This is a genomic window from Acinetobacter sp. A47 (genome assembly GCF_000805455.1).
In the GTDB taxonomy this organism is placed as follows: domain Bacteria; phylum Pseudomonadota; class Gammaproteobacteria; order Pseudomonadales; family Moraxellaceae; genus Acinetobacter.
The window spans coordinates 380,601-403,650 of record NZ_JSUS01000001.1 but is presented as its reverse complement, the minus strand read 5'-3'; the positions used below and the strand labels follow the sequence as shown (position 1 = coordinate 403,650).

Here is a 23,050-nt window from a genome sequence, read left to right as displayed (position 1 = left end):
AACACAATTTAAGGATTTTATTTTCGGTATTTTTTTTATGAATCTGGAGCGGGTCGATCTTAATTTATTAATTTACCTTGACGTACTTCTTCGTGAAAAAAATGTCACACGTGCAGCAGAACAATTGGGTGTGACCCAGCCCGCGATGAGTAATATTTTACGTCGTTTACGTAATCTGTTTAATGATCCCCTACTTATTCGCTCTTCTGAAGGCATGACACCAACAGAGCGTGCCCTAGAATTACAACCGCGTATCCGTGATGCGCTCTCAGATCTTTCCATGATTCTGGAGCCACGTACCGAATTCCGTCCTTATACCAGTACCCGTGTGTTTCGCATCATGACTTCCGATTATGCCGAAGCAACCTTGGTGCCTCGACTGGTCAAGGCATTACGCTCGGAAGCTCCCAATGTAGTACTGGATTTTCTGACACCAAGTGATGTGTCTTATCGGGACATGGAACAGGGTAAGGTTGATCTGGCCATTAACCGCTTTAATGAAATACCGCAAAGCTTCCATCAGGTACTGGTGTGGCGCGATAGCTTTAGCTGTATTTTAAATGACAAGCATCCTGCGGTTACCCATCTTAACCTGAAAAGCTATCTCGATGCCCAGCACATCTGGGTGTCAAAAACAGGCATGGGCGTCGGTTTCGGGGTAAATCCGGATAAACAGGCCGGCCTCGGCTGGATTGATCAGGCACTGGAACGTATTGGTCAGCGCCGTAAGATTTCTGTCTTTACCCGCCATTACCAGATGCCTGCACTTTTGGCCCAAAATGTTGATCTGATTGCAACCCTGCCTACCCGTATGGCACGCCTGCAAACCCAGAATCCAAAGCTGGTTATAAAAGATCCGCCTTTTTATATTCCGGAATTTGAATTAAAAATGGCTTGGTGCCCTTTATTGCATCATCATCCTGCGCATCGCTGGTTAAGACAGCTGATCCTGTTTGTGGCAAGACAGATGATTGAAGAAGAGAACCGTGAATTTCTATTAAATAACTCACAATTTTCACAATACTAAAAATATTGCTCTATAATAATATTTAATTCCTAATGGATATGCTTGTTTGCTCTGCAAAACTGTTATAGCGAGGTAATGTTTTGATTACCTCGGTTCTTTTTTGTGTTACAACATATTCATAATAATATGCAACACAGGTGATGTGTGAGTCTCTTTCAAAATATTATTGTCATTGTTCTGCTGATTTCTGCAGCAGGCTTTTTATCACTCACAGAAATTGCTCTCGCTGGCGCCAGAAAAGTTAAATTAAAAATTTTGGCCGAATCTGGCGAAACCCGGGCACAGAAAGTTTTAGATTTACAAGAACAATCCGCCGATTTCTTCGCTGCATCCCAGATTGGTTTAAATGCAGTCGCAATTTTGGGTGGTATTTTAGGTGAAGCAGCATTTCGGCCATTTTTTGTCGATCTGATTGTTCGGTTTTACGACGGCCCTTGGTTACAGACAATCGGGTTTGCCCTCTCCTTTACCCTGGTCACTTCACTCTTTATTTTGTTTGCCGATCTCATGCCAAAACGGCTGGCAATGATCGCACCGGAAAAAATCGCGATTAGCGTGATTGAACCGATCCAGATTTTTATCAAGATCTGCAAACCTTTGGCCTGGGGCATCAATGCCATTGCCAATCTGTTGTTCCGGCTGTTCAAAGTCAATACCACTCGTGATGACAATATCACTTTTGATGATATTTCGGCTGTCATGGATGCAGGCGCACAGGCTGGCGTATTGCAAAAACAGGAACATCATTTCATCGAAAACGTATTTGAGCTGGAAGAACGTACCGTTCCTTCAAGTATGACGACCCGTGAGAATGTGGTATTTTTTACCCTGACCGAACCGGAAGAAAGTATTCGTCAAAAACTGGCCGAATATCCCTATTCAAAATTTCTGGTCTGTAATGAACATATCGATCAGGTGATCGGTTATGTTGATGCCAAGGATATTCTGGTTCGTATACTCAACAATCAATCCTTTACCCAGCTCAATGAATCAACCATCCGTAATGTGCTGATTATCCCGGATACACTGACCCTGTCCGAACTGCTTGACCGTTTCCGTTCAACCAAAGAGAAATTTGCAGTTGTTATCAATGAATACGCGCTGGTCGTTGGTGTGATTACCCTCAGTGACATCATGATTACGGTCATGGGCGACTGGGTAACCCCAATGGATGAAGAACAGCAAATCATTAAACGTGACAATCATTCCTGGCTGATTGATGGCAGTACGCCCATTGAAGACGTCAAACATGTACTGGAAATCGAAGAGTTTCCTGAAAATGAGAATTATGAAACCATTGCCGGGTTTATCATGTATCGTCTACGCAAGATTCCACGCCCTGCCGATGCAGTAGAATATGCCGGTTTTAAATTTGAAGTAGTTGATATTGACCATTATAAAATTGACCAGTTACTGGTAACACAAATTGTTCCAAGCCTGGAGACTGATCCGTCAGCAGCGCCAGAACAGTAATGTATGCTAGATAAGAAAAGCCCCATAACGGGGCTTTTTTATTTCATCAGGAACCAGATCAGGCCAGCCAGTATGGCCAGTATGATCAGCAGGATTTTAACACTGCCACGACTACGTTGCGCCAGCTGCTCCTGAATCAAAGCCTGTTCCTGCGGATGATCCTGTAAATACTGATCAATTAAATCTTTGGATTCTTTCAGGCCCAAACCGGTTTTTTCCCGTGTAATTTTAATGGCATCAATCAGTTGTCCTGCCCTCAATACCTGTAATGCTTCTGGCGGAATATCCGGTGGTAAATTCATAAAATTAACAATCCTTGTTATTTTCGTAAATCGTTGTTCAGGACAAGAGATATACCTTAATTTCCGCCATATAGGGCAATTAACTGGTCAAGCACTGCCTGATAATGGATGGTGATATCTTCTGCAAGAATCTTATAGGCATTATCAAACTGAACCATTGGCCAGCCCTCTTTCCAGAATGGAAAAATATTGTGTAAATCATGCGTCACAATCGCATCTTCACGTTGAATTGCCTGTGCAACCTGCGCCAGAACCTGCGCCGTTTCAGTACCATCAATCGCAAGATAATCAATCCCGCGTGCTTTTAGAATACGGATGCGGTCTTTTTTATAACGGATTTTTTTAGCTTGTGCTGCATTTAAGCCCAATGCCAGTGTGACCGCTTCCACAAACTTTTCTTCAAAACTCGCACTCAATGCAACCAAGGCCTGCTTATGTGCTTCCTGACGCCCAGCTTTACCCCCGCTACGGATCATCTCGTTTGCTTCCGTATCCAGCTTATCTTTTTTCATAGACTGTAGTATGTCTAAAATTTCGATATCGCTTAAAGATTCAGGAGATTGCTCAATCATGGGAGGCCTTATACACATAAATAAAGCAGTATTGTCGCATAAAAGCGCTGTTAAAGCAGGATAAAAATGAGAAATGGCATTCTATCTGCATTATTTTTTAGATGACTTTCCAGATGCCCTGCTTATTGGGTCAAGTCAAATTTCATTGGTTAATGGACTTGCCCAATTACTTTTACCCTGGTAATATTATTTTTACCCGGATAAAACCATTTAAATAAAATGAACAGACCCAATACCTATACGGCGTTTTCAGGTCATACCCTGATCGCCCAAGATCAACTTCCAGACATCGCATTAAAGCTTAAACCTCTAGTCGAAACTGTCGATAACATCCTGATTTTTAACGATCAAACCGGTCGACAAATCGATCTTGATCTTTCAGGTTCTGAGCAAGAAATTCGGCAGCGCTATAGTGAGCCTGAACCGGAAAAGAAAGTGGGCCGCCCTAAGCTGGGGGTAATCTCTCGTGAAATTACCTTACAGAAAAAACACTGGGACTGGCTAGATCAGCAGAGTGCCAGTGCATCTGCGGTAATTCGCAAGCTGATTGATAAGGAACTGAATGATCCAGCCTCTGAAAGTAATATCATGCTGGCCAAACAGGCCACCGACCGTTTTATGTCAGCAATGTCAGGCGATATGCCAAATTATGAAGAAGCAACTCGAGCTTTATATCAAGGGGATCGAGATAAGTTTCTATTATTAATAAAAGATTATCCTCTGGATATTCGGCAATATATTCTCCGTTTATCAAGATACGGCCTCTAACAGTCGCTATTAAGGAGCCCTGATGAACAGGGCTTTCTTTTAGGCCAGTTTATTCTTTTCCTTATACTCTTTTACCTTGCGGTCACTCACATCTTCCGGGTAACAATAAGGTGTGTATCCGCCTGCACGGTTATAAGCACTACGTTTTCCGCAGCGATTACCATTACGGGCAGTGTTATAGGGACATGGGCAATTACCCGGATAGCTTTCAATAGATTCTTGAATAATTTTCTGTTTAATGGCCGCTGTACTATTCCCCACCTGTCTGGCCTCGACATTAAAAGCCAGACATAAACCCATTAAAAATAATATTTTTTTCATACGTACCTCTCTAAGGGAGGCATTGTATAGTGAAATATTTTATGTGAAATATCACATATATTTTAAATGCTTTATTATTATGCGATTAAACCTGTCAGCATAAAAAAACCCGCTTACGCGGGTTTTTTTAAATCAATTCAATCTATTAAAGGCGAACCAACTCCACCACTTTCTCAGCCGCTTCTTCAATTGTGTCAGCCGTGATTTCAGTATCCGTGCCTTCAACAGTGGTCGTAATCACCACCACGCCTGTTTCACGTAACAATGCAATTTGCTCAGCTGTTAAATTGGCTTTCGCAATCGCAACCACACCTTGCTGAATCAATAGACTCTCTAAAGCTTGAGCTTTCTCAATCAACGATGCAGACACACCAATCACCGCAGGCTTTTGACCTAAACGGGCAGCACGATCTTCTGCAGTCACAGGATTACTATGAGCCGTCCATTCAACTGCCGCTTCAACCATACCTGCACCAACCGTGACGTTGCTTAAACGGTCAATAAAGATGAATGAACCTGTGTAACGGCTGTCTTGATATTGGTCAAAGACCACGGGCGCATCAAACTCAACCACAACATCTGCAATGGCATTCAGCTCAAGTTCTTCAACTTGCGTATGTTCCAAGGTATTGACATTGACACGGAAGTTAATCGCTGTAACTTTAGCTGGAACGGTCTGAGTGCCAATTTTGACGTTGTACAGCTTGCCTTTCACCAGTGGATGTTCATTCATCCAGACCACTGAGGCACGTACACTACGTGAAATCAAAGGCTGCTCGCCCGCACGGACTAAAATGTTACCACGAGAAATATCAATTTCATCGTTTAAGGTTAAAGTAACCGCCTGACCGGCAACAGCCTGTTCCAGATTGCCATCAAAGGTGACAATTTCTTTTACCGTTGATTTCTTGCCTGATGGCAATGCAACAATCTCATCACCCACACTGATTGCACCTAATGCAATCGTTCCGGCAAAACCACGGAAGTCGAGATTTGGACGGTTTACGTACTGCACCGGGAAACGGAATTCATGTTTATTTGATTCACGTTTGATTTCTACCGATTCAAGAATGCTCATCAAGGTTTCACCCTTGTACCATGGCGTACTTGCAGACGGGTTTACCACGTTATCACCGTTCAATGCCGAGATTGGCACGAACAGGATGTTTTCAGGACGTCGGTCTCCAAGCTGGCTGACAAACGCATCATATTCAACCTGAATTTCGTTGAAACGCGCTTCCGAGTACTCAACCAGATCCATTTTGTTGATCGCAACAACGATATTTTTAATCCCGAGCAAGCTGGCAATAAATGAATGACGGCGGGTTTGGGTTTGCACACCATAACGCGCATCAATCAGGATAATCGCAAGATCGGCAGTGGAAGCACCTGTCGCCATATTACGGGTGTATTGTTCATGTCCAGGTGTATCGGCAATGATGAACTTACGCTTTTCTGTCGAGAAATAGCGATAGGCCACATCAATGGTAATCCCCTGCTCACGCTCGGCCTGTAGACCATCGACCAGCAAAGCAAGGTCAGGTGCATCACCTGTGGTACCGACTTTCTTACTGTCACGGGTAACGGCTTGCAACTGATCTTCATAAATCAGTTTTGAATCGTAAAGTAAACGGCCAATTAAGGTACTTTTACCATCATCGACGTTACCGCAAGTCAAAAAGCGCAATAAGTCTTTTTGTTCATGTTGTTTTAAATATCCCAGGATATCCTGGCTAATAAGATCTGATTGATGAGACATTGCTCAAAACTCCACATATTCTTTAGAAATCGCTTTTCATCTCCCTAAATCCCTCTTTCAAAAGAGGGATTTGCTTAAGGAAATTAGAAATAACCTTCTTGCTTTTTCTTTTCCATCGAGCCCGCTTCATCATGGTCGATCATACGGCCCTGACGCTCAGAACTGGTTGCCAAAAGCATTTCCTGAATAATTTCAGGCAAGGTATCTGCTTCAGACTCCACTGCACCTGTTAACGGATAACAGCCCAGCGTACGGAAACGTACCGATTTCATTTGTGGAACTTCACCTTCTTTTAAGCGCATACGTTCATCATCCACCATGATCAACGTACCACTGCGTTCAACCACAGGTCGAACCGCAGAGAAATATAGCGGCACAATCTGGATATTTTCCAGATAGATATATTGCCAGATATCCAGTTCGGTCCAGTTCGATAACGGGAAGACACGAATACTTTCGCCTTTGTTCACTTTACCGTTGTAAAGGTTCCAAAGTTCTGGACGCTGGTTTTTAGGATCCCAACGGTGCTTACTATCACGGAACGAATAGACACGCTCCTTGGCACGTGATTTTTCTTCATCACGGCGCGCACCACCAAAAGCGGCATCAAACTGGTATTTATCCAAGGCCTGTTTTAACCCTTGGGTTTTCATGATATCGGTATACTTTGAACTACCGTGATCAAACGGATTAATCCCGGCCTCACGGCCCTCTACATTTTGATGCACGATCAGATCGAAGCCATGTGTTTTCGCCATGTTGTCACGAAACGCAATCATGTCTTTAAATTTCCAGCCCGTATCAACATGCAGGAGCGGGAATGGAAGTTTCGCCGGATAGAATGCCTTTAATGCCAGATGCAGCATTACCGCAGAGTCTTTCCCAATTGAATAAAGCATTACAGGGTTTTCAAACTCAGCTGCAACTTCACGAATAATATGAATACTTTCTGCCTCAAGTTGCTTGAGGTGCGTTAAGCGATTTTCAGTCATGTACAATTTCCCCCTTATCCATGCTATCCATAAAATCTATAAGTGGTTTCAAACCACCACTTTGAAGACTGTGTGGAGGAACGAGTGCCATAACAACTCCAATTTTTCATGATATCGAGATTCTTACTCGTGTTACTTTCACGATCGAGTAAAGGATATTCATTATAATAATTTAGATGCAGTTCTTTAGCTTGTTTTTTCATATCAATATGCAAAATTATGATATGAAAAGAAGATTTGTGAATAACAACATGATCTTTTTCACATGAATAAATAAAAAAAAGAAGCCCATCCGGGCTTCTTTTCACAGCTCAGCTTTTTTTAGAAGCGGAACATTTTGGTTTCTAAAGGAAGCTCGACTCCAACCGAAACACCACCATCACGCCCATCGCGATCTGAATCGCTGACCCAGCCATTGACTTTCAACGGGATCGTTGGTTTTAGATAATGAGTCCAAGTCAAATCCAGTCCTTTGACCGTATCTTCTTTTGGAAAAGCAGCATTGATCGCCAGGTTAGACTGGTTCAGCTTCGCATAAATCGCACGACCATTTAAGCGGTTCATGCTGTCAAAGCGAATGTCACCCCCTACCGAGTACATCTGGCTATCCCCGCCAATCGAGTGACCTAATGAAAAACCGTGCTGATAATAACCGTCCGTATATTGATGGTGGCTATAAGAAATACCTTTTACATCACCATTGGTACGGGTATCTGCCCATTCTGCATAGAGCTGATAAGGCATATTCTTATATATTGAAGAAAAATCGGCACCAGCCAAATACAGATATTTTGCTGGCAATCCGCCTGCTTCATCTTCACCGACAAACTGGGTATAGAGGCTCACAGGAACATTGATTAAAGGTTGTAATAATAAACGTCCATCAAAACCGGCTATTTGGTTGGAAGCATTTTTTTCGCCGACACAACCACTATCATCACAGCCATTGTCACGGCCAATTACGGCATTCCAGTACGCCTTAAAACTGTTAGGTTGGCCTTTACCACCAATCTGGATGGCACGCGAAGCACCAAGCTCAAGATAAGGCAAAGGCTGGGCCGTCAAACGTAATCCTATCAATTTTGTATTTGGTACTGCTTCATAATCATCGAGCTGACCTGCAAAAACCTGATATTGCCAAGGGCCAATCCATGATAACCATTTGCTTTCAAAAGCATCTTGCGCTGCACGTTGCATGGTCACGCCATATACAGGACGGCTTGCATCACCGCGAATCAGGCTGCCATCATGTCCAGGCCCCCAATAGGTGGGGATCTGGCCTGCAATCACCCATTGATTCCAGAGTTTGCCTGCAAGATAAGAACCTTCTACATTGACATCATGTCCATTATCAACCAATGGGTCTTTCTCCCCGTTGACCCGAAGCTTGGCATCCCAGTTCTCACCACCAGCATTAAATTCAGCAGCAATTTGATATTGAGATTTCTGATTGTCACCAAAGGTTTGTGGCACAGTTTTTAAATCAGTTCCAGCATGTAAACCCACTTTCACTGTTTCATTATCTGCCTGTAATGCATTCATCACAGAATTGATGACTTTCTGCTGGGCATTATTACTCACTTTTGCTTGAGACAATGCACGTTTAACCTCATCACCACTCAATGGCCAGGTAGAAGTACTGATCTGAATGACGCCTTGCTGATTCAGCCAGTTAAGATCGGTACGTAAATTAGCATCATTTAAAAGTAAGCCTTGTGCAAAAGCTGCAGAAGAAAGAGAAGCAAATAATGCGACATAAAGCGATTTTTTTAGAAACATCTCTAAACTGTTCTCAAATTTATTTATGTGCACATGATCGTTTTTTTACTCTGCATTTTCAATCATCAAATGCAACAATTATCATTTTTTAAGCCTTAAAATAAAAAAAGCCACTTTTATAGTGGCTTTTTTCAGAAAAAAGACAATTAGTCTTTACGGCGCATGTGCGGGAATAACAGCACATCACGGATACTTGGAGCATTGGCAAACAACATCACCAGACGGTCAATACCAATACCCTGACCTGCGGTCGGAGGCAGACCATATTCCAGTGCTTCAATAAAGTCTGCGTCATAGTGCATGGCTTCATCATCACCGGCATCTTTCTCGGCAACCTGTGCCTGAAAACGCTCAGCCTGATCAATCGGGTCATTTAACTCGGAGAAGCCATTGGCTAACTCACGTCCACCGATAAAGAACTCGAAACGGTCGGTAATGTGAGGATTGTCATCATTACGGCGCGCCAGTGGTGAAGTTTCAGCCGGATATTCAGTAATGAATGTTGGCTGACGCAACTTGGTTTCTACGGTTTCTTCAAACACGATGGTTTGCAACTTGCCCAAACCGAAACCAGGTTTTACCTGCTCTTTTAACACCTCTTGCGTGAATTTCGCCAGGAACTCACGATCATTGACATTTTCAGGGGTGAAGTCCGGATTATGTTCCAGAATCGCATCAAACATTGAGATTTTCTTGAATGGGCCTTTGAAGCTATACACTTCATCACCATACGGCACATCAGTTGTACCTAAAATATCAACTGCCAGCTTTTCAAGCATGTTCTCAGTCAATACCATCAGGTCTTTATAGTCCGCATAAGCCTGATAGAACTCAATCATGGTGAATTCCGGGTTATGACGTGTTGAAACCCCTTCATTACGGAAGTTACGGTTAATTTCAAATACGCGCTCAAAACCACCGACGACCAGACGTTTTAAATACAGCTCTGGCGCGATACGAAGGTAAAGCTCCATATCCAGTGCATTGTGATGCGTTACGAATGGTTTTGCAGATGCACCACCCGGAATCACATGCATCATTGGCGTTTCAACTTCCATGAAACGTTCATTGGTCAAGAATGCACGAATACCCGCAACCACTTTGGCACGGATTTCAAAGGTCTTACGGGTTTCTTCGTTAACGATCAGATCTAGATAACGCTTACGGTATTTCGCTTCGGTATCGGTTAAACCATGGAATTTGTCTGGAAGCGGACGCAGGGATTTGGTTAATAACTCAAAGCCTTCAAGGTGCACATATAAGTCGCCTTTACCAGAACGTCCGATATAACCTTCAGCAGCAATGATATCGCCAAGGTCAAGACTCTTGATGGTTTCTAAAACATCTGCTGCCAAACCTTTACGGTCAACATACAGCTGGATACGGCCTGTCATGTCCTGAATCACGATAAATGATCCACGGTTAAGCATCACACGGCCTGCCACCTTGACATAAACTTTTTCAGCAGCTTCGATTTGTGCTTTATCTTGATCTTTAAATTGTTCTTGCAAATCCGCTGTATAATGCTCACGTTTAAACGTGTTTGGCCACGGGCTCTTACCCGTTTGTTTTGCAGTCTCCTGGATTTGCTTTAACTTGGCATGACGCTGTGCGATTAAATCGTTTTCGGAAAGTGTTTGTTCAGAAGTCGATTGAGCGTTTTGTTGCGTCATCTCTGCCTCGATTAAGTAAAAAATGAAGTGACATAGAATAGCAGATCACAACCCATTTTCGTATTATTTCATCCAGACAATTCAAAAAAATCAAGATTTATCAATTTTGAATACAGATGACACAAGCATTTGCCCTGTTCAACCAGCCAGATCAGCCTTCTTTTTCTGCCAGATGTTTGACCATGGCGAGTCCCTGATCAAATCCCTTATTGATAAACTCTGCATGCTCAGGCTGAATATCCACTTCGACATGTAACTGGGTTTCACCATTAAAGTCGAACAGCATATATTTTTCCAAAGCACCCGCCCAGGCCTTGACCTCTTCACTTTCCAGATCTTCCTTGCCATTCTGGAGCATGCCAAGATGCTTAAACACGACTTCTTTGGGTTTTTCAACACTTTCAATGGTAGAGATCATGCCGTTGCCCTTGCCATCACCAAAATAAGTTCTTCCACCCACTTTCCAGTCTGTTTGCATGGTGGAATCACAGGCAAAGTATTTGGTCCATTCAGGATAACTTTCAGGCGACCAAAGCACCTGCCAGACTTTTTCAGGGGTCGCATAAATTTTTATATTATAAGACAAGGTTTCCATACGTTATTCTCCTTCTATCATTGTTTTCATCATCATAACGTGATTCTGACTGTTTGTTTTTTGCACGTACCATTTTTATACGTTTCGTTTTTTTCATCCTGTTGATCCGTTTCCCGGTATAGAATTTTAGAGCAATTGCTCAAATAACAAGACTTTCAGATAGAATTGCCATATCACTTTTTGAATAAATCATTAAACTCTTGCATTTACTTTACTTAAATGTCGTTCTGCGTAAAAATCTAATTCCCGATTAACATAAGTTAGTTCCTTTTGCAGCGATCATAGCGACATTACGGAATAGTTTTACTGAAAGGCAACTTGAACATACCGATCAGTTTGGAGAGTCATATGAAAAAATATCAATGTATCGTTTGTGGTTGGATTTACGACGAAGCAGAAGGCTGGCCACAAGACGGCATTGCAGCAGGAACCAAATGGGAAGATATTCCTGATGACTGGACCTGTCCAGATTGCGGCGTTTCAAAAGCTGATTTTGAAATGGTTGAAATCTAAAGATTAAAGAAAAAAGACTATGGGCATCATGGTCTTTTTTTTACTATTGTTTGTTTTTAAATAAGAAAATACTGGAGAATAGAATGCATCCTATCGTCATCATCGGATCGGGTATGGCGGGTTATACCGTTGCACGAGAGTTTCGTAAATTAAGCCCAGAGCAAGAGCTGGTCATGATCTGTGCAGATGATGCGGTAAATTATGCAAAACCAACTTTATCCAATGCCTTTGCCGGAAAAAAAGCACCGGAACAGATCGCGCTCGGTGATGCAACCAAAATGGCCACCCAACTGAATATGCGGATTGAGGCGGAAACCTGGGTTAAGGAAATTCACGCCGACAAGCATGAAATTATTTTAGAAAAAAATGGTGAAACCTCGACCCAGCCTTATTCAAAGCTGGTGCTGGCCGTGGGTGCAAACCCGATCCGTTTGGCCATTGCCGGTGATGGTAGCGACGATATTCATGTGGTGAATTCACTGATTGATTATCGTGCTTTCCGTGACAATCTGGCAAAACGTAAAGATAAGCGTGTGGTGATTCTGGGTGCCGGCCTGATTGGCTGTGAATTTGCCAATGACTTACGCCATAGCGACTATGAAGTGACAGTGATTGACCTTGCGCCACAACCTTTGGGCCGCTTACTCCCGAACCATGTCGCAGATGCATTCAGAACCAACCTGGAACAGGCCGGCATCAAGTTTGCTCTCTCTACCACGGTTGAGAAAGTGACCAAAATTAATGATGGCGAAGACTACGCAGTCACCTTGGCCAATGGCCAGACATTAGTTGCAGATATTGTCCTTTCAGCGATCGGATTACAGCCAAATATCGAGTTGGCCAAAGCAGCCAATATCCAGACCAGCCGCGGTATCATTACCAATACCCTGCTTGAAACCAGCCAGGCCGATATTTATGCGGTGGGCGACTGTGCAGAAGTAAATGGCACCCTGCTTCCCTTCGTCATGCCAATCATGCAGCAGGCACGCGCCTTAGCCAAAACACTTAGCGGTCAGAATACTACAGTTCACTATCCGGCCATGCCGGTTGCAGTCAAGACGCCTGCAGCCCCTTTGACCGTGTTACCCGCCCCGCTTGATGTGGAGGTAAACTGGGAAACTGAAGAATTTGAAGATGGCATGCTTGCCAAAGCAGCCGATGGTGAAGGCACACTCAGGGGATTTGTCCTGTTAGGCGCAACGGCGGGCAAACAACGTCTCACCTTGACCAAACTGGTACCAGACTTGATTCCTGCACAGGTTTAGGGTTTAAATACGGGGCTAGCCGGAAAAGGTATGTCCGGCCAGCCCCACAGGTATAAAAAGAATTCAATTCGGAACGAAGATCATGAACAGTGCCCTCCAGTTTAATGTGTCGCCTTATGCTTCCTTTATGCAAGAAACCAAAGTCTCTTTGGGCAATGGCATTGAATTGCATGTTGAAATTGGCGGTAACCCTGAACATCCAACGATTTTACTGATCATGGGACTAGGCGCACAAATGTTATTCTGGCCTGACTTTTTCTGTAAGGCACTGATTGATCAGGGCTTCCGGGTGATCCGCTTTGATAACCGTGATATCGGCTTATCGTCCAAAATCCGTAATAAGGGCAAACGGCTCAATACCATGAAACTGATGAGCCGCTTCATGTTTGGTCTCGGGAATGAGGGCGCTCCTTACACGCTATATGATATGGCCGATGATGTCGCCATGCTGATGGATCAGCTCGGCATAGAAAAAACCTGTATTCTCGGCGCCTCAATGGGTGGCATGATTTCCCAGATTGTAGCTGCCAAGTATCCGGAAAAGGTAGACAAAGTCGGTTTATTGTTTACCAGCAACAACCAGCCATTTTTACCGCCACCCTATCCGAAACAGTTATTTAGCCTGCTTGGCAAACCGGCTGCCCATGATGAAGAAACCATTATTAACCATAGCCTGAATGTTTTCCGCATTATCGGCTCACCAGGTTATGTCAATCCGGTTGAATCAATTCAAACCATCCGTAAATTATATCGTCGTAGTTTTTATCCAGCGGGTGTACTTCAACAGTTTTTAGCAATATTATGTACGGGTTCTTTGTTACCACTGAACAAGAAGATGACTCAGCCGACGCTGGTGGTTCACGGATCAAAAGATCGCCTGTTACCACCAAGTCACGGGAAAGCTGTTGCAAAAGCAATTTCTGGTGCTAAGTTTGAATTAATCCAAGGAATGGGGCATGATATTCCTGCACATTTCATTCCACAACTTAGTGGTTTATTTGCTCACCACTTTAGAACATCACACTAGGACTCTATGGCTGCATTACCCTCATTAAGACAGCTATCATATTTAGTTACGTTGTCAGAAACCCTACATTTTACTGAAGCAGCGCGTCGTTCCTTTGTTACCCAGTCAACACTGTCGGGTGGCATCATGGAACTAGAGCGCTTATTAGGTGGCGTCTTAGTTGAGCGTGATCGTCAAAACGTCCGTTTAACACCTTTGGGTGAACAGGTGGTGGCGCGTGCCCGCGTATTACTTGCCGATGCCCAGGATCTGATGCGCTTAAGCCGTGAAATGAGTGAACCGCTTACCGGTGATTTACATCTCGGCATTATTCCAACCATTGCGCCATTTATCCTGACGCAGTTGCTGGAAGAAGTTCATCAACAGTTACCGAAAATTCAGTTACACCTACATGAAGCGCAAAGTGAGAAAATTGTAGAAAAACTGGAGCACGGCAATCTGGATATGATTGTACTGGCACTGCCCTTCGATACGCGTAGCCTGAAAGTTGCCGAAATTGCAAAAGAACATTTGTTCCTGGTGTACAACAAAAAAGATACCAATGCAGCAAATGCCAACTCTCTTGATGATCTGGATTTATCTCGCCTGATGCTGCTTGAGGAAGGACACTGCTTACGTGATCATGCGTTAAGTGCCTGCCCGGTCGGTGAGCGTAAAAACGACCATCGTTTAAAAGCCAGCTCTCTACCAACACTGGTGGAAATGGTGTCATCAGATCTGGGCTTTACCCTGTTACCAGAGATTGCTCTCAAAAACAGTATGATTCACTTTAATGAAGATATTGAGGTGAAGTCGATTGACGCTGCACCAAGCCGCACGTTGGCTTTAGTGACCCGTAAAAGTACGCCATTACAAAGTGAATTTGATGTGATTTTGCAAATCCTGCAAAAAATCACAGCTCACTTGGAATAATCCAATAAAAAAGCCTGTAATTTCAATTACAGGCTTTTTTATATCAACAAGAATAATTATTTGATATCCAGTAAATTGACCTGCTCAACCTGCACATCACTCATGCGCTGCCCTTGAGCCAGTAATTGATCAAAATAGCTTTCAACCACCTTGGCCTGATCAGCGGTATTTTCCACTTTGTACATGTTCTGGCGAAACTCGTTACTTGAGCGCAATCCTTTGGTGTACCAGGCAATATGCTTACGCGCGATACGGCAACCCGAATATTCACCATAAAATGCATACAGTTCAGCCAGATGGCCTAATAACACTGCTTTGACTTCTGCAATGTCTGGTGCAGCCAGATACTCACCGGTTTTGAGGTAATGGGCAATTTCCCGAAAGATCCAGGGTCTGCCCTGAGCAGCACGCCCAATCATGATGGCATCTGCACCGGTATAATCCAGCACATATTTGGCTTTTTCAGGACTATCAATATCACCATTGGCAATCAATGGAATATCAATCAGTTCTTTTACCTGCCTGATCAGCTCATAACGTGCCGTATTTAGATACATATCTTCACGGGTACGGCCATGCAGGGCCAAAGCAGCAATCCCCGCTTCTTCAGCACGTTTAGCCACCCGTAAAATATTTTCATGACCATTTAAAAAACCTAGCCGGGTTTTCAAGGTTACCGGCACGTCAACGGCTGCAACCACGGTATCCAGAATACGGGCAACCAGATCTTCATCTTGCAACAAAGCAGAACCTGCCAGCTTATTACAGACTTTTTTGGCTGGACACCCCATATTGATATCGACAATTTGCGCCCCATTTGCCACCTGATAACGCGCGGCTTCAGCCAGTTGCTCAGGATCAGAACCGGCAATTTGTGCAGAGATTGGCGCAAGCTCGCCATCAAAATTGGCCCGGTAAAGGCTCTTCTTGCTCATGCGCAGGGTCTTGTCTGCGGTCATCATTTCACTGACCGCATGCCCTGCACCAAAGTATTTACAGAGTGTCCGGAAGGGCCTATCTGTAACGCCGGCCATAGGCGCGACCCAAAGTTTCTTATCTATTGATTTATCAAACAATTCTTTAATTGTCTTGTTTTGCCTCAATTTCTTAAACCTCGTTTACTCTCGTTTAGTCGCGTATTCTTGACTTTACATGTACTTTAGTTGCACCCTATTTGCACCTTAAAATTTTCGTGGTGCAAATTAATGGGAACAGTCACAAAACGTACACAAGCAGATGGCACAACTCGCTACCGTGCACAAGTCCGTGTTAAGCGTGAAGGATACCCTGTTTACAATGCATCAAAGACTTTCAGTAAAAAATCATTAGCTGACGAATGGATTAGAAGAACTGAGGCCGAGATCGAAATAAATCCAGAAAAAATGCTGAATCCTGCTGAAGAATTAAAACAGGCAACATTGGCTGAATTCATCACTGCATATTTAGATGAAGCTGATAGCTTCGCCAGAACAAAAACAGGCGCTTTAAAACGGATCGCTAGTGTAGAGCTATCCGAGAAAAATATCTATTCCCTAACCCGTCAGGATTTTTCTGATTTTGCAATTGGTCGACGTAAAGGTAATCCTATTTTAGGGACTGAAGGTGTCGCCCCATCAACTGTACTTAAAGAGTTGAGCCACATTAAAGCGGTACTGGTTCATGCTCAATTTGTTTGGGGCAAAAATATTGAACATGTTATTGATGAATTTGATAAATCATTAACAGGCCTGCGTAAGGCCCGTATCGTGACTAAAAGTAAACTTCGGGATCGTCTACCCACCTCTGACGAGCTCCAAGCGCTCACAACACTATTCTATTCAAAATGGATGCGAAAGAAACGTTCAGTGCCGATGCATTTAATTATGTGGTATGCCATCTATTCTGGTCGGCGGGAAGATGAAATTTGCTCTTTGCGGTTACCGGATTATGATCGGCATAACACTCAATGGTTGGTTCGAGATGCAAAGCACCCGGATGGATCTGAAGGTAATCATAAATACTTTCACATGGAACCCAAGACCATCATGCTTACAAATAAATTAATGGAAAAGGAAGTCCGTGAACGTGTACTTGAGCTTGGATACAGTGATCAGTTGTTGGTCCCTGTAAATTCTAAAACTGTTTCAGCATATTTTACCCGGGCATGTAATCAATTACATATTGAAGATCTGCGATTCCATGACTTAAGACATGAGGCAGCAACCCGCTACGCTGAAGAAGGTTTTACGATTCCCCAGCTGCAGACAATCACACTGCATGAATCCTGGAATACATTAAAACGTTACGTGAACTTAAAAAAACGTGGTGAACACAGGTTAGACTTTGCCGAAGCAATGAGTGTAGCTGAGGCTACCTACAAAAATCATTATAAAGAATGGAATAAAACACAACGGTCGTATTCTGAAATGGATGCTTTTGAAGCTTTTGAAGTTGCAAGGGATGATACTATAACGGTGCCTTACCCTTTCCTTGAGGGGCAAATTCAGGCATTCATTGATGAGCACAAACAAAATAAATACTTCATCCGTAAGCATGTAACTAAAATGCAGACTGAACATCCATTTGCTTGGAATAAAGTAAAACAGGAATTTTATATCAAAGAGATTCAAATAGCCTGGGAAGACTGGTTCGCTGAAAATGGCACTGTAGATTGGTCTCAATTACCAAATGAAGCCTCACACTTTGGTTTTAAAAATAACCGTGTGATTCGGTTGTTTAAGAACCGTGTTTTAGAGTTTGATCAAGAACTTACTGCATGGTTAGATATTTCTAATGACTACTATTTTGAAGATCACTATCACATAGAGAAAGATGTATAAATATGGACACAATACAGTTTGATAAATGTATTATTTGCTTAAATATACCCAATAATCTTGATGAAAACTCAGAATTAACAGAAGAACATATAGTTCCTGAATTTCTTGGTGGAAAGTTAATTTTAAAAAATGTTTGTAAAGCCTGTAATAGCAGACTTGGTGTAAAAGTTGAAGGCCCTCTTTCAAATAATTTTTTATTCAAGGCTTATAGCTACTTCAATGGAATTAAAGGTAAGAAAGGTAAGTTAATAAACCCTCTAGCTGGTACTTATACGCATGCCGATGGAACTGTTAGATTCAACAATGATTTCTCAACTTATCAAATCCCAGAATATGAAGTTTATAAACATGAAAATGGTGGATATGGATTTAAAGTTTCAGCAGACGTTAAAGATATAAATATAATTAAAAATGAATTATTTAAATCTATATCAAGATTAGCTGCCAAAGAGGGTCGCAAAATTAATAAAAATAAATTAGAAGAACAACTAAAAAACATCCCCTATTTAGCAAAAGAAAATACTAGAACAATAGAGCAGCCTAAAATTGAAGGAACCATAACATTTAACTTCAATATGGTGGCATTATTGGCGGTAAAAATTGCTTATGAGTTTTTAGCTTATTACTCTGGAAATATGATATTTAATAAAGAGTTTGATATATATAGAAATTCTCTATTTTATTGTTCCTTAGATTCCAGCATTAATTATACAAATGATAATTTAGAATATATTTTTAAAAAAACATTATTACAAAACCCCTTTATGAAGATTAGAAACATTAGCGAATTGGATAGTATTTTTTCTAAAAATAAAACATTAGTAATTTATACAAAAGACTGCTGCTCTGTCAGAATTATAAATTTTTGGTTTAACTTTAAATTTCCAACTTCCTTTTCAAGTATATTTATTATTTTTTCTTCTGACAGCCGGACTGGAGAACGCAAAATATATACAGAAAGGGATCTTTATTTAATGGTCTGATCTCCCTAAGATAGGATAACTCCCATGCATTTATTTAAATTAACAAATGAACAGCTTGCACAGATACTTATTCCAAAACGATTTGTACCTGAAAGCCCGCCGGAACTTGAAGGCAAAAATATGGTATATATTTTTGATAGTGAAGATAAGTTTGAATTAACTTATGATGAGCTGGTTGAAATAATTGGAAAGGCTAGATTGGCTGGCCCCCAACTAATACCAATTGTGGGAACTGTAGATTAACTGCTTAAGAGGGATCTGGAAATGGAAAGATATCAAGTTTGTTTTTATAATAGTGGTGATCAAAATTTAGAGGTTTTTAAAAGTGGGATATTTTTAGCATCCTGCAAGGCTGAAGCATTGTCAAATGCCAAGTATAAATGGGATATTGCTAATCCTATGCTCTATACAATACTTTGCATGTCCAGTCCTATAACTGGTTAAAGTAGAATCTCTTTCAATGTAATAAAATGCCAATCCATAAAAATTGGCATTTTTTTTGGTTTATATATTTTTCAATAAGTTAAGTTGTCGACCGTTCGCCCAGATCTCAGCTGCAGATCTTGTGGCCAAAATTTTCTTTTGGAAGATAATGCCAATCAAACAATAATATCAAAGCGCTTTTACACATATTCCTACCTGAATATTATTGTTGATCGTATGCGCCGTGCATCCTGGCAAAAGTATCAATACTGCAAGACTTAGTGCAATGGATACTGGCGAACGCCTGCAGTAATGCCGGGTTACTTTCCCAACATATTTTTCATCGTGCTTAACTTTGTTTTACGATCATCCAGACCATTGTAACCGCCATTAATACGGCGTGTAATGAGGTTGATATCATCCTTATCGGCCAGCTCATTCAGCCCATTATCTGCCCAGTATTTGCATGCCACCAGTAACCCTATGCTCGGTAATGCCACGATCTCTGGATTATTCTCAAAGTCGATGCCGAGAGCTCGACCATATTTACGGTAATTGGCCCGGCCAGTTAACTGGATCGGTCCACGGCCTTTGTATCGCGTACCGTCCCCTTTTTCAGTGTTGCCTAGATCCTTACGCCCCTCGTATGCTCTGCCACTGGCAATCTCTTCCATATAACGAAAGTTGCCGGATTCATGTGCCAGCTGGGCCATGAAATGTGCCAGACGTAGATCATTATCTAAAATATGATATGTACGCATGTGTACGTTCGCAGCAAGTGCCAATTCTTCTGCCCGTGCATGGGGTGCACCTAGTTTCTTGAATAAGGCTGTCAGCGTGCCACGGCCAACGATACCATCGTCATTAATGCCCAATGCTTTCTGTAAATTTTGAATACCCATTACCTTTCCTTACGCATAAAAAAACCGCCCTAAGGCGGTCATGTTGATAAAATGATAATTACTGACTTGGACTGTCTTTATCTTTTTTCTTTTCCTGCTCCGAACCACCGAAATAGAACCCGCAGGCCGTTGTCATTGCGCCGGCAATGAAACCTAAGGCTGTGTTGATGAGGTTGCTGTTTTCCCGGGGCATATCCACAAAAAATAAAGCAATCACCAATACAAACATCAGCCCTACGAGTGCAAAGGCCAGATAAGCCCTGGTCTGTTCACTTGTCATCACAATCCCCTTTTATCCGTTCTTTCGTTTGTTCATATTGCTTCTTACGCAATTCATGGATCTCTTGTGCACGCTTGTCATCACGGCGTTTAAAGTACAACGTTGTGAAAAATGAGATCACACCAATAACGACCGAGAACCATACCGCCCAATCAATGCTTGCTGCATACGCTGCCACAGATGCCCCCGCTGACATATAAGATACTTTTGGTGCTGTTGCTGCGATTGTGTTTGTAGCAGCTTCAACCGCGCTTGCTGCTTGTTCTTGCATTTCCTGTCTCCAGAAATGAAAAAAGCCCTTATTTCAGGGCTATAAAATTATTTTGAGCTGTTTGTTTCAGTGATTAGAGACTGAAATTCTGTTTTAAAATTTGCTGTAATTTAAACATTTCGTCGTATGAGGCTGCTCCTTTATACATACTGAAGTATTTTAGATTCCCAACAGGTCGATTCGGATCGTCTGCCGACATAAGCTGGTAGTATCGATTTTTATTGCTGATTGCTGGACCATCGATAATCATATTATTGATGAGCAAGCTGGTTTTATTGGCTGAACAGCTAACAATAATCGGGATGTATTTATCCAAAGAAATGGTATCGGTTGCAATGATTGTTAAATTCTGGCGAAGTGATACCGTTTTATTAGTCGCATTGAAATAAAGTGTTTTACTTGTTGTTGCATCTGTTGCATCACCGATCCGGAAGAATACCCCCGAGATACTCGCAGCATCAAGTTTAACAACATGTACAAATGTAAAATCTGAGGCAATATCCTCATAAGTATTGGTTCGCAAACTATTAGTCAAATCAAACCGTAAACTGACATCTGTATCCAGTTTCGGTGGATTTGGATTGTTTGTATTGGTGGATGCGCGTAAATAGCGATAATCAGTTTTCTGGTTGCCGTGTACAGTTACCTGGTTAATTGTAGATCCAATGGCATGATCGGCAGTAAAGTAACGGGCATCCATTAATGCCAGAACATCTGCGGTAATTTGCGATACGACATTACGCGGTGCACTTGATTGAATAATGCCATTAGCTGAAATGATTAAGCCCATTAGAACCACCCTTTTTCTAAAATAAATTGTTTAAGTTTTGCCACAACTGCAGTATTTGCCGTGTCATTTAAATGTGCGCCAGTATCTCGGCTTAGAGATAACGGTAAACGTCCTTCGCTTTGCTTTTGTAGATCATCAGCATTGGGGGTAATAGCAGTATCTACCCAGACCTGAGCACTCATCAGATATGCATTCATGTCGAAGTACAACCCACCATACTGTTTGCGATAATACTCATTGGTATCATTCACTATCTTCAATAACGCATCAGTTGATGTCGTATTTGCGTAGTGAGAAGCTACGACTACTTTTTTCGCTAATGGCTGAATATGCTTGAACATTCTGAGTGTTGCATCAGCAATATATTCCGCTGTTCCATGCGCGTCACCATAACCAACGTTATTCTTTCCTGCATTAATAATAATAAGGCCGGCATCTGAATAGCTGGTCCAGTCTGCTATAAACTCATACTCATCCAGTGCAACAATTTCTGCACCAGCTGTAGCCCGTGTGAACCGGAATGAAGAATCCGAGGAACTATATGAAAATGTTCCTTGGATATTCTGGTTGTTTATACGGACGTAACCGGGTGTAGCCAGTGTTGAGCTGGCCGTTGGCATATTTGTCAGGCCATCAAAGTTAACGGATACATTGGTCGCACCATTTGCATTGATTTTATCGTTTGCAAATTTTAGTTTTACTGGGATGGCCCCGAACCGGTTCGCGATCTGTTCAATACGTTCACCACTGCGGCCGCCCTGTAAAATGTCCTGGAATGCAAAACTTTGCTGTAGCATTGCCGCAATCACCGGCTGCATCAAACCCATTGTCGACGATCCAAAAATTGCAGCCTTACCTCGTACTGCTTCCAATTTTTTTAGGACATTATCACTGTCCAGATAAAAATCATTCTTTGAAAACTTGGTCGATCCACCTAAAGCATCTTTGGTCTGGTCGCTAAACGTTCCATCCGGATTAAGCCGCAAATCATAAAGAACCCCGTTCTCATCAGTAAAAACAAGCCCGGGGGTTTTGCTTGAAGCAAAAGCTTGGGCCTTCTGGATCGCACTTAATGAGGATGATGGGATTCCACCGTTACTATCTGCAGCAAGCCAGGTAGGAATACCATTTTCATCAGTGATCGTGATGATATTGTTTGAATTGGATACAGCATTGGGTAACTGTTGCTGCACGCGATTAATAGCTTGATCAAGCTCACTTAGGCCAGTGTCATGCCATTTAGGTGTGGTATCAGGTGCACGTGTCTCCCAGATCCATACCTTAGATGTATCAAATGCTTTCCCAACAACTGGCTCCGCATCCGGCACATAAGCAAGCAAATCCGTCTGCTTGGCAAAAGGAACATATAGGCCACTTTCAATGGATTCTTTAATAATTTTTTGGAAATATTCGATCTCATCTTTAACATCACTTTTAATGTTATTAATTTCGTCGATAGCTTCGTCAATAGTTGTTAAATCAGCCTTAAATTCTAGACTTCCTAGAACTTTTCTTAAAATCATTAAAATGTCAGCCAAGCTATTTGCGTTACTTAAAATCGCATTCCAATTTGTTGCCATACTTTTCTCCAGGCAATAAAAAAC

The 23,050-nt window shown here is 42.2% G+C and carries 25 protein-coding genes; 11 read left to right on the top strand and 14 right to left on the bottom strand.

Annotated features, from left to right (window positions below):
- Positions 1-37 precede the first annotated feature (37 nt).
- The gene (locus OC23_RS01915; RefSeq protein WP_004773639.1) at positions 38-1,027 is read left to right on the top strand and encodes a LysR family transcriptional regulator; all 990 of its coding nucleotides are present in this window, start codon (positions 38-40) and stop codon (positions 1,025-1,027) included.
- 144 nt (positions 1,028-1,171) lie between these two features.
- The gene (locus OC23_RS01910) at positions 1,172-2,500 is read left to right on the top strand and encodes a hemolysin family protein (protein WP_038342356.1); all 1,329 of its coding nucleotides are present in this window, start codon (positions 1,172-1,174) and stop codon (positions 2,498-2,500) included.
- Positions 2,501-2,538: 38 nt separating this feature from the next.
- Here OC23_RS01910 and OC23_RS01905 read toward each other — a convergent pair whose 3' ends face one another.
- Together OC23_RS01905 and OC23_RS01900 are read right to left on the bottom strand one after the other, a co-directional pair.
- Entirely contained in the window at positions 2,539-2,802 is a 264-nt protein-coding gene (locus OC23_RS01905; protein ID WP_038342355.1) for a 50S ribosomal protein L7/L12, read from the bottom strand.
- Positions 2,803-2,858: 56 nt separating this feature from the next.
- Complete coding sequence (locus OC23_RS01900; RefSeq protein WP_038342353.1) at positions 2,859-3,374, bottom strand: hypothetical protein; 516 nt, start codon at positions 3,372-3,374, stop codon at positions 2,859-2,861.
- A 219-nt stretch (positions 3,375-3,593) separates the two neighbouring features.
- Between OC23_RS01900 and OC23_RS01895 the strand changes: the two genes are divergently transcribed.
- The gene (locus OC23_RS01895; protein ID WP_038342352.1) at positions 3,594-4,142 is read left to right on the top strand and encodes a DUF2239 family protein; all 549 of its coding nucleotides are present in this window, start codon (positions 3,594-3,596) and stop codon (positions 4,140-4,142) included.
- Positions 4,143-4,181: 39 nt separating this feature from the next.
- Here the strand turns inward: OC23_RS01895 and OC23_RS01890 are convergent, their stop codons facing one another.
- The 6 genes from OC23_RS01890 to OC23_RS01865 form a co-directional block, all read right to left on the bottom strand.
- A complete protein-coding gene (locus OC23_RS01890; RefSeq protein WP_038342349.1) occupies positions 4,182-4,463 on the bottom strand; it encodes a hypothetical protein in 282 nt (93 codons plus the stop codon).
- Between the two features lie 145 nt (positions 4,464-4,608).
- Positions 4,609-6,222, bottom strand: a complete 1,614-nt coding sequence (gene cysN, locus OC23_RS01885; RefSeq protein WP_038342348.1) for a sulfate adenylyltransferase subunit CysN — start codon at positions 6,220-6,222, stop codon at positions 4,609-4,611.
- Between the two features lie 83 nt (positions 6,223-6,305).
- A complete protein-coding gene (cysD, locus tag OC23_RS01880) occupies positions 6,306-7,214 on the bottom strand; it encodes a sulfate adenylyltransferase subunit CysD (RefSeq protein ID WP_004880687.1) in 909 nt (302 codons plus the stop codon).
- Between the two features lie 321 nt (positions 7,215-7,535).
- Positions 7,536-8,993: a capsule assembly Wzi family protein gene (locus OC23_RS01875; protein ID WP_038342347.1), complete on the bottom strand. Its 1,458-nt coding sequence runs from the start codon at positions 8,991-8,993 to the stop codon at positions 7,536-7,538.
- Positions 8,994-9,139: 146 nt separating this feature from the next.
- Positions 9,140-10,666, bottom strand: coding sequence for a lysine--tRNA ligase (lysS, locus tag OC23_RS01870; protein ID WP_038342345.1), 1,527 nt, complete (start codon positions 10,664-10,666; stop codon positions 9,140-9,142).
- A gap of 151 nt (positions 10,667-10,817) precedes the next feature.
- Positions 10,818-11,261, bottom strand: coding sequence for an SRPBCC family protein (locus OC23_RS01865; protein WP_038342344.1), 444 nt, complete (start codon positions 11,259-11,261; stop codon positions 10,818-10,820).
- Positions 11,262-11,609: 348 nt separating this feature from the next.
- Between OC23_RS01865 and rubA the strand changes: the two genes are divergently transcribed.
- The 4 genes from rubA (at position 11,610) to oxyR (ending at position 14,978) form a co-directional block, all read left to right on the top strand.
- Positions 11,610-11,774: a rubredoxin RubA gene (gene rubA, locus OC23_RS01860; RefSeq protein WP_004678010.1), complete on the top strand. Its 165-nt coding sequence runs from the start codon at positions 11,610-11,612 to the stop codon at positions 11,772-11,774.
- A gap of 83 nt (positions 11,775-11,857) precedes the next feature.
- Positions 11,858-13,039, top strand: coding sequence for a rubredoxin reductase RubB (gene rubB, locus OC23_RS01855; protein WP_038342341.1), 1,182 nt, complete (start codon positions 11,858-11,860; stop codon positions 13,037-13,039).
- Between the two features lie 82 nt (positions 13,040-13,121).
- The gene (locus tag OC23_RS01850) at positions 13,122-14,066 is read left to right on the top strand and encodes an alpha/beta fold hydrolase (RefSeq protein WP_038342340.1); all 945 of its coding nucleotides are present in this window, start codon (positions 13,122-13,124) and stop codon (positions 14,064-14,066) included.
- Between the two features lie 6 nt (positions 14,067-14,072).
- The gene (gene oxyR / locus OC23_RS01845; protein WP_038342338.1) at positions 14,073-14,978 is read left to right on the top strand and encodes a LysR family transcriptional regulator OxyR; all 906 of its coding nucleotides are present in this window, start codon (positions 14,073-14,075) and stop codon (positions 14,976-14,978) included.
- A gap of 56 nt (positions 14,979-15,034) precedes the next feature.
- Here the strand turns inward: oxyR and dusB are convergent, their stop codons facing one another.
- On the bottom strand, positions 15,035-16,054 hold the full coding sequence (gene dusB, locus OC23_RS01840; RefSeq protein ID WP_038342601.1) for a tRNA dihydrouridine synthase DusB: 1,020 nt from the start codon (positions 16,052-16,054) through the stop codon (positions 15,035-15,037).
- A 129-nt stretch (positions 16,055-16,183) separates the two neighbouring features.
- Between dusB and OC23_RS01835 the strand changes: the two genes are divergently transcribed.
- Genes OC23_RS01835 through OC23_RS18970 form a run of 4 tightly spaced genes read left to right on the top strand, consistent with a single transcriptional unit; the run spans position 16,184 to position 19,224 of the window.
- Complete coding sequence (locus OC23_RS01835; RefSeq protein ID WP_038342336.1) at positions 16,184-17,797, top strand: tyrosine-type recombinase/integrase; 1,614 nt, start codon at positions 16,184-16,186, stop codon at positions 17,795-17,797.
- A gap of 2 nt (positions 17,798-17,799) precedes the next feature.
- Positions 17,800-18,780, top strand: a complete 981-nt coding sequence (locus OC23_RS01830) for an HNH endonuclease (RefSeq protein ID WP_038342334.1) — start codon at positions 17,800-17,802, stop codon at positions 18,778-18,780.
- A gap of 24 nt (positions 18,781-18,804) precedes the next feature.
- On the top strand, positions 18,805-19,023 hold the full coding sequence (locus OC23_RS01825; protein ID WP_038342331.1) for a hypothetical protein: 219 nt from the start codon (positions 18,805-18,807) through the stop codon (positions 19,021-19,023).
- Positions 19,024-19,044: 21 nt separating this feature from the next.
- Positions 19,045-19,224: a hypothetical protein gene (locus OC23_RS18970; protein WP_152607785.1), complete on the top strand. Its 180-nt coding sequence runs from the start codon at positions 19,045-19,047 to the stop codon at positions 19,222-19,224.
- A 299-nt stretch (positions 19,225-19,523) separates the two neighbouring features.
- On the opposite strand, the gene OC23_RS01820 is transcribed toward OC23_RS18970, so the two are convergent.
- The 5 genes from OC23_RS01820 to OC23_RS19245 form a co-directional block, all read right to left on the bottom strand.
- Positions 19,524-20,105 carry a glycoside hydrolase family 19 protein gene (locus tag OC23_RS01820; RefSeq protein ID WP_038342329.1) on the bottom strand — a complete coding sequence of 194 codons (582 nt, stop codon included), beginning with the start codon at positions 20,103-20,105 and terminating at the stop codon, positions 19,524-19,526.
- A gap of 58 nt (positions 20,106-20,163) precedes the next feature.
- Complete coding sequence (locus OC23_RS01815; RefSeq protein ID WP_038342327.1) at positions 20,164-20,385, bottom strand: hypothetical protein; 222 nt, start codon at positions 20,383-20,385, stop codon at positions 20,164-20,166.
- A complete protein-coding gene (locus OC23_RS01810; protein ID WP_038342325.1) occupies positions 20,375-20,656 on the bottom strand; it encodes a holin in 282 nt (93 codons plus the stop codon). The genes OC23_RS01815 and OC23_RS01810 overlap by 11 nt, the downstream gene beginning before the upstream one ends.
- A 73-nt stretch (positions 20,657-20,729) precedes the next feature.
- A complete protein-coding gene (locus tag OC23_RS01805) occupies positions 20,730-21,446 on the bottom strand; it encodes a hypothetical protein (RefSeq protein WP_038342322.1) in 717 nt (238 codons plus the stop codon).
- Complete coding sequence (locus OC23_RS19245; protein WP_038342320.1) at positions 21,446-23,026, bottom strand: hypothetical protein; 1,581 nt, start codon at positions 23,024-23,026, stop codon at positions 21,446-21,448. Before OC23_RS19245 ends, OC23_RS01805 begins: the two co-directional genes overlap by 1 nt.
- Positions 23,027-23,050 lie beyond the last annotated feature (24 nt).